Annotated in this window: 12 protein-coding genes; 6 read left to right on the forward strand and 6 right to left on the reverse strand. The window is 68.4% G+C overall.

Features of this window, described 5'->3' with window-relative positions:
* Positions 1–7 precede the first annotated feature (7 nt).
* The gene (locus AC07WJ_RS17375; RefSeq protein ID WP_494935872.1) at positions 8–1783 is read left to right on the forward strand and encodes a ShlB/FhaC/HecB family hemolysin secretion/activation protein; all 1776 of its coding nucleotides are present in this window, start codon (positions 8–10) and stop codon (positions 1781–1783) included.
* Positions 1784–1845: 62 nt separating this feature from the next.
* Positions 1846–2454, forward strand: coding sequence for an invasion associated locus B family protein (locus tag AC07WJ_RS17380; RefSeq protein ID WP_494935873.1), 609 nt, complete (start codon positions 1846–1848; stop codon positions 2452–2454).
* Between the two features lie 75 nt (positions 2455–2529).
* On the opposite strand, the gene AC07WJ_RS17385 is transcribed toward AC07WJ_RS17380, so the two are convergent.
* The 4 genes from AC07WJ_RS17385 to AC07WJ_RS17400 all read right to left on the reverse strand — a co-directional run bounded on the left by AC07WJ_RS17385 (position 2530) and on the right by AC07WJ_RS17400 (position 6305).
* On the reverse strand, positions 2530–3753 hold the full coding sequence (locus AC07WJ_RS17385) for a molybdopterin molybdotransferase MoeA (protein WP_494935874.1): 1224 nt from the start codon (positions 3751–3753) through the stop codon (positions 2530–2532).
* A gap of 1 nt (position 3754) precedes the next feature.
* Positions 3755–4240 carry a cyclic pyranopterin monophosphate synthase MoaC gene (gene moaC / locus AC07WJ_RS17390; RefSeq protein ID WP_494935875.1) on the reverse strand — a complete coding sequence of 162 codons (486 nt, stop codon included), beginning with the start codon at positions 4238–4240 and terminating at the stop codon, positions 3755–3757.
* A gap of 47 nt (positions 4241–4287) precedes the next feature.
* Complete coding sequence (locus AC07WJ_RS17395) at positions 4288–4968, reverse strand: DsbA family oxidoreductase (RefSeq protein ID WP_494935876.1); 681 nt, start codon at positions 4966–4968, stop codon at positions 4288–4290.
* Between the two features lie 107 nt (positions 4969–5075).
* Positions 5076–6305: a hypothetical protein gene (locus AC07WJ_RS17400; protein WP_494935877.1), complete on the reverse strand. Its 1230-nt coding sequence runs from the start codon at positions 6303–6305 to the stop codon at positions 5076–5078.
* A 283-nt stretch (positions 6306–6588) separates the two neighbouring features.
* Here AC07WJ_RS17400 and AC07WJ_RS17405 point away from each other — a divergent pair, with 283 nt between their 5' ends.
* Positions 6589–6870, forward strand: coding sequence for a hypothetical protein (locus tag AC07WJ_RS17405; protein ID WP_494935878.1), 282 nt, complete (start codon positions 6589–6591; stop codon positions 6868–6870).
* Between the two features lie 75 nt (positions 6871–6945).
* On the opposite strand, the gene AC07WJ_RS17410 is transcribed toward AC07WJ_RS17405, so the two are convergent.
* Positions 6946–8565, reverse strand: a complete 1620-nt coding sequence (locus AC07WJ_RS17410; protein WP_494935879.1) for an AMP-binding protein — start codon at positions 8563–8565, stop codon at positions 6946–6948.
* A 47-nt stretch (positions 8566–8612) separates the two neighbouring features.
* Positions 8613–10469, reverse strand: coding sequence for an extracellular solute-binding protein (locus tag AC07WJ_RS17415; protein ID WP_494935880.1), 1857 nt, complete (start codon positions 10467–10469; stop codon positions 8613–8615).
* A gap of 203 nt (positions 10470–10672) precedes the next feature.
* Between AC07WJ_RS17415 and AC07WJ_RS17420 the strand changes: the two genes are divergently transcribed.
* From AC07WJ_RS17420 to hspQ, 3 genes are all read left to right on the forward strand, one after another.
* Entirely contained in the window at positions 10673–11482 is an 810-nt protein-coding gene (locus AC07WJ_RS17420) for an invasion associated locus B family protein (protein ID WP_494935881.1), read from the forward strand.
* 242 nt (positions 11483–11724) lie between these two features.
* A complete protein-coding gene (locus AC07WJ_RS17425) occupies positions 11725–12768 on the forward strand; it encodes an HpcH/HpaI aldolase/citrate lyase family protein (protein ID WP_494935882.1) in 1044 nt (347 codons plus the stop codon).
* A 265-nt stretch (positions 12769–13033) separates the two neighbouring features.
* Entirely contained in the window at positions 13034–13366 is a 333-nt protein-coding gene (gene hspQ / locus AC07WJ_RS17430; protein WP_494935883.1) for a heat shock protein HspQ, read from the forward strand.
* Positions 13367–13505: the final 139 nt, after the last annotated feature.

Below are 13505 nucleotides of genomic sequence, written 5' to 3' on the forward strand. Positions count from 1 at the left end.
CTTTGAAATGTCAGTCGTACAAGCGTCCCCGGTCCGCAAGGCAAGGCGTCCGCATGCGCGTGCAGCCGGTGTCCTGCTCGTCGCCGCGATGGCGGCCGGCGTGCCCATGTTCGCCTATGCGCAGGTGCCGTCTCCCAGCCAGGTCACGCCGCGCAGCCTCGCGCCCGATATCCAGCGCAGTCCCACCGGCGTGGTGTTGCCGGAGGCGCCGGCCGGGCAGGTGCCGCCCGGTGCCGCCGGCGTGACCCTGCGGGTCGGTGGCGTCGCCGTCGAGGGCGGCGATCCGGCGCTCGCGGCCGAGACCGCCGCCATCACGGCTCCGCTGCGCGGGCGCACGGTTTCGATCGCGGCGATCTATGCCGCGGCGGCGGCCATCGAGCAGCTTTACGCCGCGCGCGGCTACTTCCTGACCCGCGTGGTCATACCGCCGCAGGATGCGCGCCATGGCGGCACGCTGCGCCTCAGGGTCGTCGAAGGTTTCGTCGAAGCTATCGATACCTCGCGGCTGTCGCCCCGCGTGCGCGGCCGCGTCGACGCCGTCACCGCAAGCCTCGTCGGCATCCGCCGGCTGACGCTCGCCATGTTCGAGCGCAAGCTGCTGCTCGCCGGCGATACGCCCGGCCTTGCGCTACGCTCGACGCTCGAGCCCGGTGGCAGCCCCGGCGCGGTGAGGCTGATCCTCAACGGCGCGCACCGGCCGCTCGGGGCCGATCTCTCGATCGACAATTCCCTGCCGAAATCGCTCGGAACGACCTCGGCGACACTCTCCGCCGCGTTCCAGTCGGTCGCTGGCCTGGGCGAGCTCGCCTATGTCACCGCCTCCGGCTCGCCGTCGAACGGCTGGCTGGCCTCGGAAGGACCGCGGCGCCTGGTGGCGGCCGGCATCATCCTGCCGATCGGCGCCGACGGACTGACTTTCAACGCCGAAGGGACGCTGTCCGACACCCATCCGCGGACCGCCCCGGGCATGCTCGAAACGGCGAGCACCTTGCGCCGCCTGGCGTTCCGGCTGGCCTATCCGCTGATCCGCAGCCGCAGCACGAACCTGACCCTGCGCGGTGCCCTCGAAGTCACGGATGAGCGGCAGAGCGCGCCGCTCTTCGACCTCACGCTCTATGACGATCGGCTTCGCCCGATCCGTATCGGCGCCGATCTTGTCCATGTCGTCGCGTTGACCGGGACCAGTGTCAGTTTCAGCCTGGATTTCTCGCAAGGTTTCCATTGGCTGGGCAGCCGCGGCCGGGCCGATGCGACGTTCAACCAGCCGCTTTCCAGGGCGCTCGGCAACGACGTGTTCAGCAAGCTGGAATTCCGCGCCCGGCTGAACCAGGCGCTGCCATGGAGTTTCGCGCTGGAACTCAGCGGCCGCGCCCAATATGCCCTGACCGGGCCGCTGCTCAACAGCGAGCGCTTCACGCTCGGCGGGCCGCGCAGCCTCAGCGCGCTCGATTCCGGTCTGCTCGCCGGGGACAGCGGCTGGCTGGTACGCGCCGAACTGCAATATTCGGCCTTGATCCCGCCGGGACCGGCCGGGCAGGGCGCCGTGGTGCCCTATCTCTTCGCCTCCCGGGGCCAGGCGGTCAACCTGCGGCCGACGGCGGTCGAGCACCGCACGGTCGGCGCCACCAACCTGGGCGCGGGTGTGCGCTCGACCGTGATCCCGGGCGACCTGCCCTTTGCGCCGCGCGCGATCGACCTGGGGCTCGAAGGCGCGCGCGAGATCGCCGACGGCCCGGGCAATGACGGCTGGCGCGTCAATGCCAACGCGTCCTTGAAATTCTGACCAGCGCGGGATCGGCGGCGCGCACCCTGCACGCCGCGGCCCGTTCATGAAAGACGACAGTGATGACAGTTTCCATGCCATGCCACAGCCTTCGCACCGTCCTGTCCACCGCGGCCGCTTGCGCGATGCTCGCCATGCCGGCTTTCGCCCAGGCGCCCCGGCCGGCGGAAGCACCACGGCCGGCAGCAGCCACCGCCGCTGCCGCGCCGGCCGCGCCGGCGCCGACGCTGCCGGGCGGCGCGACCTCCTTGCAGGAGAGCCACGGCGACTGGGTGGTGGGCTGCGCGGTACAGGGCAATGCCAAGCGCTGCGGGCTCACCCAGGAGCAGACCAATCAGCAGACGCGACAGCGTGTCCTGGCGATGGAAGTGACGCTGGTCGGCGATCGCATCGAGGGCGTTCTGCTGCTGCCCTTCGGCCTGGTTCTGGACCAGGGCGTCGTGCTCCAGGTCGACGAACTGCCGCAGGGCCAGCCGCTGCGGTTTCGCACCTGCCTGCCGGCCGGTTGCGTCGTCCCGGTCAGCTTCGATGCGCGCCAGACCGCGGCGCTCAGATCCGCCACGGCGCTGAAGGCGAGGGTTCTGCCCGAAGGCGGTCAGGCGACCGTGCTGACGATTTCGCTGAAGGGGCTGGGCTCGGGGCTCGATCGCAGCGCGGCGCTCGCCCGGTAGGCGGCTGGCGCCTCGCGCCGAACTCTTGCGTCGAAGGCCGGCTGTCCCCGATGCAATGTCTCGATCCGCGGCGGTTCAGTCCGCCGGGCGGAGGCCCGCGCGCGACAGTCGGATGATGCGGCAGGGGCTGCCGGCGGGTGCCGCCGGGGCATGAGGCGCGCGCAGCACCAGGGCGTCGGCTTCGGCCAGCACGCGGATCATCGACGAATCCTGGACCGGGAAGGGGGTCGCCAGCAGCCGGCCGTCGCGCCAGTCGAGCCTGGCGCGCAAATAGTCGGCACGCAGGTCGTTCGGCCCGACATCGACGCCGAACACGGCCTCTTCCGTTGCCGTCTCGATATCGCCGCGGCCGGCGAGCCGGCGGATCAGCGGCAGCAGGAAAATCGTCGAGCAGACGAAGGATGCGACCGGGTTGCCGGGCAGGCCGAGCAGCCGCAGGGGGCCGAGATCGGCCATCATCAAGGGCTTGCCGGGCCGCATGGCGATCTTCCAGAAGCCGAGGGTGGCGCCCTCGTGCTCGATCACGTCGCGCATCAGGTCGTATTCGCCGACCGAGGCGCCGCCCGAGGTTACCAGGATGTCGTAGCCGGCCCGGCGCGCGCCGCGCACGGCGGCCAGCGTCGCGTCCAGCCGGTCGGGGCAAATGCCGAGATCGGTGGCGATGCCGCCTTCGCGGCGGACCAGCGCGGCGACCGCCAGCGCGTTGGAAGAGACGATCTGGCCCGGTCCGGGCACGGTTCCCGCTTCGACCAGTTCGTCGCCGGTGGACAGGATCGCGACGCGGGGCACGCGATGTACCGGCACGCGCCCATGGTTCATGGCGGCGGCGAGCGCCAGCTTGCGCGGGTCGAGCCGGGTGCCGGCCGTCAGGCCGACAAGGCCTTCGGCGAAATCGAGGCCCTTGGCACGGATATGCCGGCCAGGGGCGGCGGCAGCCGCCACGGCGACGCGGTCGCCCTGACGCTCGGTGTCTTCCTGGATGACGATGGTGTCGGCGCCATCGGGCAGTTCGGCGCCGGTGAAGATGCGCAGGGCCGCGCCTGGCGGCAGGGTGCCGGAGAACGGCCGCCCGGCCGCGCTCTCGCCGATGACCGGCAGGCTGCCGGGAAGATCGGCGGCGCGGACGGCATAGCCGTCCATGGCCGACACGTCAGCCGGCGGCTGGGTGCGGGTGGCGACGAGATCGCGGCTCAGCACCCGTCCGTCGGCTTCGGTCAGCGGCAGCCATTCCTCGGGCAGGGCTTTCGCGCCATCGAGGACACGGGCCAGGGCATCGGCAACCGGCAGCAGTCCCGCCATGTCATTCGACCCGATAGCTGCCGGAGGCGCCGCCGGTCTTCTCGACCACGCGCAGGCCTTCGATGCGCATGCCGCGGTCGACCGCCTTGACCATGTCATAGACGGTCAGGCAAGCCACCGAGACTGCGGTCAAGGCCTCCATCTCGACGCCGGTCTGGCCGGATACCTTGACGGTGGCGGTCACCGTGACGCCCGGCAAGGCGTCATCGGGCGCGATGTCGACCACCACCTTGGTGATCAGCAGGGGATGGCAGAGCGGGATCAGGTCGTGGGTGCGCTTGGCGGCCATGATGCCGGCGAGCCGGGCGGTGCCGAGCACATCGCCCTTCTTGGCCTCGCCGGCCTTGACGAGGGCCAATGTCTCCGGGCGCATCACCACGCGCCCCTCGGCCACGGCGATCCGTTCGGTCACGGGTTTGGCAGAGACGTCGACCATGTTGGCCTGGCCGCTCGCGTCGAGATGGGTGAGGGTCTGTCCTTGCGCCATGAAGCGGGCTTAGCTCGTCACGACCGCCGCCGCAACGGCGAGTTCGCCTACTCGGCGGCCGACCTGCTTTCGCCCGCCGCCTGGCCGGCTTCCTTGGCGGCCTGGCGGATCGCCTCGGCGATGGTCTCCGCGGCTTCGGCCCCGGCGATGCCGTAACGCTCGGCGATGATGAAGAAGGGCACGCCGGTGACGCCGATGCGCTGCGCCGAGGCGATCTCTCGACGGGTGCGCTCGACATCGGCATCCGACTGGAACAGCTCGGCCAGCAGGCTCTCTTCCAGGCCGTTGGCGACGCCGATATCGATCAGGGTCCGGCGATCCGCCAGATTCTTGCCCTCGAGGAAATAGGCCCGGAACAGGTCTTCGACGACCGCGTCCTGGGCCGGCCCGGACCGCGCCCAGAGGACGAGACGATGGGCGTCCAGTGTGTTCGGCGAAACCTGGATCTTGTCGAAGGCGAAGGCGATGCCTTCGGCGACGCCGACGCCGGCGACCCGGCCGAACATGTCCTTGGTGCGATCCAGGCTGCCGAATTTCTCGATGAGATACTGGTCGCGCGGCACGCCCTCGGGCGGCAGATCCGGCGCCAGCTGATAAGGCCGCCAGCGGACCTCGACCGCGATCTCGGGAACCAGGGCCAGGGCCTTTTCCAGCCTGCGCTTGCCGATGAAGCACCATGGGCAGACGACATCGGAGATGACGTCGACGGAAAGCGTTGGACCCGGCATGGCGGTCTCCCTGGCAAGCGATACGAGACTATGACGCGGGCTCGTTCAGGTCCACTTGGGGATTGGCGCGGGCGCCGGCAAGGCGGTCGGGTGCGATCGCCCGGCGCTCACCGCGTCGTCGTCGGGGAGGCCGCGGCCGGCTGCGCGGCCGCGGCCGTCGCCGCCGTCCGGGTGAATTCGATCCGTTTCGACAGGCCCAGCTGCACGTTGAAGCTGGAAACCGGGACATTGCCGGTCTCCTGGGTATAACGCCACGATCCCGCGACGATCGCGGTCAACCCGCCGTCGAATGCATAGGAATATTCGGCCCCCAGCGTGGTCGTCACGGCGCGCGCACCGAGACCGACATATTCGTCGTTCTTGCGCCGGGCGAAGACGGCGAGGGTGTTGTTGGCGTTGACCTTGGCGACCACCTTGGCATCGCTCAGGGTCGAGACATTGATCACCGAGAACGGCAAGGTGGTGTCCTCGAGCGTGCGGGCCGACGACAGCTCGAGCGTCAGCTTCTCGATCGGCAGCCTGAAGATGTCGAGGGGGATCGTCGCCCTTGCCGTATAGAGAAGGCGCTGCAGGTCGTCGAAGTCGCGCGCCGGAAAGGTCACCCGCGCATAGGACAGCGAGCCCTCGACCTTCATGCCGAGAAAGGTCGCCGAGGCGAACAGGTTCGGCTGAAGCCGGTCGTTGTTGCGGCGCAGTCCCAGATAGTCGGTCTCGAAGCGGAAGAGGTTGCGCGAGGCGGTCAGGGATACGCCGACCTCGCCGAAGGACAGCCGATAGAGAATGCCGGGCAGGACCGACAGCGTGACGAAGCTCTCGGGGTAGGGAAGAAAGCTGCCGAGCGCGAAGATATTGCGCTCGTTGAGCGTCGTGACCTTGGTATCGACGCTGGTGAACAGGCGGAACTGACCGATGTCGTAGTCGATCCGTTCACGCCAGAGCAGCTGGTCGTTGCGGCGCGACCAGGTCTGCTCGTGGACCGCGCTGATCGAGCTGCGCAACAACAGGTTGTCGGCCAGGCTCGTCGCATGCCGGAAGGTGATGCCGAGCGCGGTTGCCGGGTCGACCTCGCGGCTCTCGTAGACGGTGTTGTTGGTGGCGATCGCGATGGCATAGCCTTCCTTGTCGCTGCCCCGCAGATAATCCCAGGTCGCGCTCTGATTGATGAAGGCGCTGCTCGGTCCACCAAGGTAATTCATCGGATTTGAATCGAATCCGCCGCGCAATCCGAAGGTCGCGACCGAGTATTCCTGGGCTGGCGCATCGGTGGCCGCGGCCGGAGTCATGCCGGCCAGGACCCAGCCCGTCAGGGCCAGGATCATCGCAATGGAATGCCGCATGAACTCACCCGTTCTGGACTGTGAATCCGCCAATTCCCGGGGCAATGATCAGTCATTCATTGCTAATTCTTGGTAAACGATCAGTTATCGGAATTTTCCGGGGAGGCCTCTGACGGCCGCTGCCATGCTTCGGATCAGTGGATATTTCTTACGTATAGTAATGCCCGCAGCATTAACAATACGAAGTATGGTTAAAAAGATCCGAAGATTGTAGTCTTCAATGTATCAAATTAGAACAAAAGTCATCGACCGGATTGGTCCGGCGATTACCTGGAGGAATGTCATGAAACGCACTCTTGTTCTCGTTACTCTGGCGACTCTCGCAGCATCCCCGGCATTCGCTGGCGGCCGTGGTGGCTCGTCGGGCGGCGGCTTGCTGAATCTGGGCAACATCAACGTCACCGCCCTGAACGGCATCGCCAGCGGCAATACCGTCAACGTGCCGGTGTTGAATGGCAGCAAGACCAACGTCCTCAGCGGCATCCTGAACATCAAGGCGCTGAACGGCGTCACCGGCATCGTCGGTGGTCTTCTGGGTGGCGGCCACGGCTGCGGCTGCAACTGAACCTCTGCAAATTTGGGCATTGAGGGGGTCGGCTCGTCCGGCCCCCTTTTTTTGTGCCGGGGCCGGTCTTGACGGTCAGCGCGCGGTGGCGGCGCGGGCCATGGTGAGAAGCTGTTCCAGTGCCGCTTGTGTCTCGGTCAGCGGATCGCGCGCCGGTTGCTGGTCCGGCGGCCGGGTGTCCTCGAAGGGCAGGGGCCCGGCTTGGCGCTGGCCGCCGGGAATGCCGAGCGCGGTCAGGCCGGTTTCGGCGAGGCGCCCGGCGAGCCCGACAATGGCGCGGCCGTCGCCGACGATCCCGGCCACCCGCTGGCCGAGCACGGCATCGGCGCGCAGCACCGGCGCGATCTCGCCCCCGGCCTCGACATAGGCGGCGCGGATGTCGATCTCGGCGAAGCGCCGGCCGCCGATCGCGACGACGCCTTCAGGTCCGTCGCCGATGACCAGCGCGCGGCTGGCCTTGTCGGCGCTGACCGGCAATCCGGTATCGAAGAAGCCCTCGGCATCGGTCGACCAGAATGGCGGCAAGCCGTGTTCCGCGCCGGGCGGAAAGGCGAAGGCCGGCACCATGGCGCCGCGCAGCGCCAGCGTGCCGGCCGGGCTCGCGCGGGTCTCGACCAGAACCGGGGCCTGGCCGGCGCCGGTGGCGAAGGTGTCGGGGCCGAGCGGCACGCCACCGGCCTGGGTCGCGACGGTCGTTCTGGTCAGCCCGGCCTCGCCGGGGCCGAAAAAGACATCGACGGCGACCGCCTCGGGCCGGATGTCGTGGGCCAGGACGATGTCGGCGCCGCGGCGCGCCAGCAGCGTCAGATGGCGCAGCGCCGGACGGTCCTGCGGGCCGAGCTCGCACAGGCCGCCGGCCGCGGCCACCGGCAGCACGGCGTGGCTGATCCGGCTGGCGCCGAGGTCGTCGGCGAAAACCCGCGGCGCGAAGGGCGGGTGCGCGATCAGCGTGCCGCCGCACATCAGCCAGGGCACCAGCTGCAGCGCAATGCCGGCAAAGGCGTCGAGCGCCAGCGTGGCGGCGAAGATCGAGGCCTCGTCGGGCACCCCGGCCATGAAGGCGGCGAGACCGCCGGCAATGACTTCGTTGTGGCTGCGCGGCACGGCGAGATGGCCTTCGGCGCTGGCGTCGACAGTGACCACCGCGACGTGATCGGCGGCATTGGCGGTGCGCGGCGTCTCGACCCGCTCGACCGGACCGGCGATGTCGAAGACATCGTCGAGCGGCACGACGCCGTCGAGCACGGGCGCGCCGATCGACATGACGAAGCGGACCGAGAAGGTTTCGGCGGCGGCGAAACGCATCATGTCGGCGCAGTCGACCGGCCCCGCGCGGCCGGCGGTGAGGATGGCGCGGGCGCCGAGCCGCTGGAGATGGGCCACCGCTTCACGCCGGCCCCAGCCGAGCGGCAGGGGCGCGGCGATCATGCCGGCGCGGGCAATGGCGAGCAAGGCGACGATGCCGTCCGAACTCAGCGGAAACTGCGTGGCGATCACGCTGTCGGTGGGAAAGCCGAGTTGCTTCAGGCGCCCGGCAAGCGCATCGACCGTCTCGTCGAGCCTTGCCCAGTCGAAGCTGCGGACGCCGCCGCCGATCAGCTGCGGCCGGTTCGAGGCGTCGCGCAACGCGGTCGCGTGGGGACGGATTTCGGCGGCCCGGCGCAGCAGGCCATCGAGCGTAGCCCGGCCCGCCATGCCGGTCTGTACGCCCGTCGCAGTCCTGGTTCGCCCACCGGTCAAGATCACTGCCGCGTCGCCCCTCCAGGCTCTTCGCGCCACCATGTTTCCGAGAGATAGCCGGAAACAGATGATTCGGCAGGAATTCCGACATGGTTCCAACGGGCGATCCACTGCGCCGGCTGATGGAACAGGGGCACCCAGTAGAAACCTGAGATCAGCACGCGGTCGAGCGCGCGCGCGGCGGTGACCAGGTCCTGGCGCGAGCGGGCCTCGATGATGGTGGCGATCAACTGGTCCGCGGCGGGATCGGCGATGCCGGCGACATTGCGGCTGCCGGGCGACCGGCCCGCCTCGCCGCCCCAATAGAATGCCTGTTCATTGCCCGGCGACAGCGAGACGTTCCACCAGCGATAGTCGATCATGTCGAAATCGTAGTCGCGCACACGCCGGTCATATTGCACGGCGTCGACGGTGCGGACGCGCATGGCGATGCCGGCGCGGCGCAGGAAGCGCTGATAGGTCAGCGCCAGGCGCTCCTGGTCCCTGGTGACCACCAGCAGTTCGAAACCGAAAGGAGCGCCTGTCGCGCGGTTGCGCAGCACGCCGTCCTTCAGGTCCCAGCCGGCGGCGCGGAACAGGCCGATCGCCTCGCGCAGCCGGTTGCGGTCGCTGCCCGAGCCGTCGGAAACCGGGGCGTCGTAGCGGCCGTCCAGGATGTCCGGGCGGATCGTGGCGCCGACCTTGGCGAGCAGCGCCCGTTCCTCCGGCGGGGCAGGGCGCAGCCGCGCCGACAGCTCGGAATCCTCGAAGATCGACAGCGTTCGCGCGAAGCCGCCGGCGTAGAGCGTGCGGTCGGTCCATTCGAAGTCGAACAGCAGCCCCAGGGCCTCACGGACGCGCACGTCCTGGAACACCGGCCGGCGGATGTTCATCGCCAGGCCCCGGATGCCCTTGGGCGTGCCGGGATGAATGGTGTCGCGCGTCACCCGGCCGTCGCGCATGGCCGGGAAATCATATCCCGCGGCCCACAGGCCGGGATCGGTCTCGGACCGGAAATCGACCAGCCCCTTCTTGAAGGCTTCGAACAGGGTGTTGGAATCCCGGTAGAAATCGAACCGCACCTCGTCGAAATTGTACAGGCCGCGATTGATCGGCAGATCACGGCCCCACCAGTTCGGGTCTCGCTTCAGCGTCACGCTCTCTCCGGGCCGGACCTCCGCGACGGTATAGGGGCCGGAGCCGAGCAGCGGCGTCAGCGTGGTGTCCTCGAAGGTCGCGGGATCGATGGCGTGGCGCGGCAGGATCGGCATGAGGCCGAGAATCAGCGGCAGCTCGCGGTCCTGCGCGCCGGCCAGGTCGAACCGCACGGTCAGGTCGTCGATGCGATCGGCGCGCACCACCTTGCGATAATAGGTCCGGTGGTTGGGCCGGCCGCGATCGCGCAGGAGTTCCCAGGAAAACAGGACGTCGTCGGCGGTGATCGGCCGGCCGTCCGAAAACCGTGCGCGGGGATCGACGTGGAAGATCACCCAGGAGCGGTCGTCGGGAACCTCCAGGCCGCGCGCGATCTGCGGATAGAGCGTGAACGGCTCGTCATAGGAGCGCGTCAGCAAGGTCTCGTGCAGATAAGTCCGCGCGCCCGCGATGGCGAGGCCGCGGACCACGAAGGGATTGAGCGTGTCGAAGGTGCCGGCGACCCCGGTGACCAGCCGGCCGCCCTTGGGGGCATCCGGGTTGACGTAGCGGCGATGGGCCAGGTCCGGCACGGTGGCGGGATCGCCATGCATGGCGATGCCGGCGCGAATCTCGGCGCGCGGCCACCCGGTCGCGGGCTGCGCCTGCGCAACCGGGTGCGGGATGAGGAGGCAGATCGCGACGGCGAGGCTGCGAAAGTTCATCGAGTTCAGGAGTTGTATCATCGACGCCGATGCTTATCACGTTGGGCCGGTGATTCCCGCTTTCCAAGCGTCAATCGAGCCGCTATCTACCGCCACCGGAGGTCGCGCCCAAGTGTCGCCACGTTCAATGGCGAAAGAGCGCGTCCCGATTCCGTTTCCTGCCGTTCCGATCCACCGCGTTTCGCGCGTGCGCCGCCGGGACAACGACCGAAAGGACTCTTTCCATGTCCCGTCTCTCTGTTCCGGCTCGCCTCGGGCTCGGCGCCGCCCTGCTGCTGCTGCCAACGCTGGCCCTCGCGCAGCAGCCGCGCCCGGCCCAGCGCCCGGCCCAGCCGGCACCGGCTCAGCCGGCGGCGCCTGCCGCTCCGGCCGCCGCCGAACCGCAGCTGCAGGCGATCCAGACGCCCTGGGTGAAGCTTTGCGACAACGTGCCGGTCGACGAGCGTACGCCGCCGACCACCAAGAAGCTCTGCATGGTCGTGCAGGAGACGCGCGCCGAGAACGGCCAGATGCTCGCCTCGGTGCAGATTCGTGAACTCGAAGGCGAGAAGCCGCGCCTGATCATCGCCGTGCCGGTCGGCATGTCGCTGCAGCCGGGCATCCGCGTCGTGCTCGAGGGTGGCCAGGGCGCTCCGACGCCGCAGGCCATGCGCTACGAGGTCTGCCTGCCCAATGCCTGTTTCGCGCAGATGGAACTGCAGACCGATTTCCTGAACCGGATGAAGCGTTCGAACAACCTGAACATCCAGGTCGTCAACATGAACAACCGGGCGATCTCGCTCGCCATGTCGCTGAACGGTTTCCAGGCCTCCTATGACGGCCAGCCGGTCGACCCGAAGGCTTACGAAGAGAGCCAGCGCAAGCTCGCCGAAGAGCTGCAGCGCCGCGGCGAGGAGGCCCAGCGCCGCCTGCAGCAACAGCAGCAGCAGGGTGGTGCTCCGGGCGCACCGACGCTGCCCGGCGCTCCGGCTCCCGGCGCGCCGCTCGGCGCCCCGCCGGCCGGTGCCGCGCCGCTGGCGCCGCCGACGCGCTGATCCCGCGATCGCTCCATCTCTTGAGATTGCCGAACGGCGCGGGATTTTCCCGCGCCGTTTTCATTTTTGCAGTGCATCATAGGCCCTTCGACGGATGGCCGGCCGGCTCGGTCTCGGCTACAGAATTTCCTGCGTCCGCGCGAATAAAGCGCGACATGCCAATGAGATAGCGGGTGTTTCCTGGGGCAGGCGAAGGCCCCGACGGGCCGCCCGCCACTTGGTTCGGACTTCCGGAGGGCCCGATGAAACTGCCGCGCAACGTCTACAAGCCGCTCGCCATCGGCGCGCCCGAGCCCTATCGGGAGCTGCCGGTCCGGCTCGAGCGGATGATCCATTTCGTGCCGCCGCATATCGAGAAGGTGCGGGCCAAGGTCCCGGAACTCGCCGGATCGGTCGATGTCGTGCTCGGCAACCTGGAAGACGCCATTCCGCTCGATGCCAAGGAGGCGGCGCGCCGCGGCTTCATCGCGATGGTCGAGGCCACCGATTTCGGCACGACCGGCGTGTGGACCCGCGTCAATGCCTTGAACTCGCCCTGGATCCTCGATGACCTCACCGAGATCGTGGCGGCGGTCGGCAACAAGCTCGACGTCGTCATGCTGCCCAAGGTCGAGGGGGCCTGGGACATTCACTATCTCGACCAGTTGCTGGCGCAGCTCGAGGCGAAACACGCCGTCACCAAGCCGATCCTGATCCACGCCATCCTGGAGACCGCCGAGGGCGTGAAGAATGTCGACGACATCGCGCAGGCCTCGCCGCGCATGCACGGCATGAGCCTCGGGCCGGCGGATCTCGCCGCCTCGCGCGCCATGAAGACCACGCGTGTCGGCGGCGGTCATCCCGAATACAAGGTCGTCGCGGATGCGGCGGGCGCGGGGGCGGCCAGGGCCTCCTACCAGCAGGACCTCTGGCACTACACCATCGCCAAGATGGTCGATGCCTGCGCCGCCAACGGCCTGAAAGCCTTTTACGGCCCGTTCGGCGACTTCTCCGATCCGGTCGCCTGCGAGACGCAGTTCCGCAACGCCTTCCTGATGGGCTGTGCCGGCGCCTGGACGCTGCATCCGAGCCAGATCGACATCGCCAAGCGGGTCTATTCGCCCGACCCGGCCGAGGTCGCCTTCGCCGCGAAGATCCTCGCGGCCATGCCCGACGGCACCGGCGCGGTGATGATCGACGGCAAGATGCAGGACGACGCCACCTGGAAACAGGCCAAGGTGATGGTCGACCTGGCCAAGATCGTCGCCGCCAAGGATCCGGATTTCGCGGCCCGCTACGCGTTCTGAGCGATCTGTCGCCGCCGGTCGCACCAATCAAAAACCGGCCATGCCGCGCGCGGATACTGAACCGGGCGCGGCCGCCGCACGTATCTTCAATGCAACCCAGCCGGGGCGAAGGGTCGCGACCGGCGCCTGTTCTGCGTCCGCCGCGCGATCTTTCGTCCCGTTTGTGACGTTTTCCTGAAGCTTTGGTTGACACGACGGCATGTTGGCGTTCTTGTCGCGCGCCTCAAATCACCCCCAACCCTTCGCGAGACGCCGAGTGAGCCTGATGGATAAGCCCCGGGTCGCCAAGTTCAAGATCGGCCAGGTCGTCCGGCATCGGTTCTATCCGTTCCGGGGGGTGGTGTTCGACGTCGATCCGACCTTTTCGAACACCGACGAGTGGTATGATTCCATCCCGACCGAGATCCGCCCCTCGAAGGACCAGCCGTTCTATCATCTGTTCGCCGAGAACGCCGAAACCGAATATGTCGCCTATGTTTCCGAGCAGAACCTGGAAGCCGACATGAGCGGCGACCCGGTGCGCCATCCGCAGGTCGACGAGGTGTTCGAGCGCGACGAGACCGGCGAATATCACGCCCGCCGTTCCGGCCTGCATTGAGCCCCCGGGGGGCCGTTCCCTGCATCCAGCCGGAAGCGGCCGCCTTTCGAGATTTCGCAGTGGAAGCACCATCTTCACCTCTTCCCCGCCGGGGCGAGGTCAGAGGTGGAGCTTCACGCGCGAGCCCCAGGGGCGACTG

It is taken from the genome of Phreatobacter sp. GW821-FHT04C01 (genome assembly GCF_059420385.1).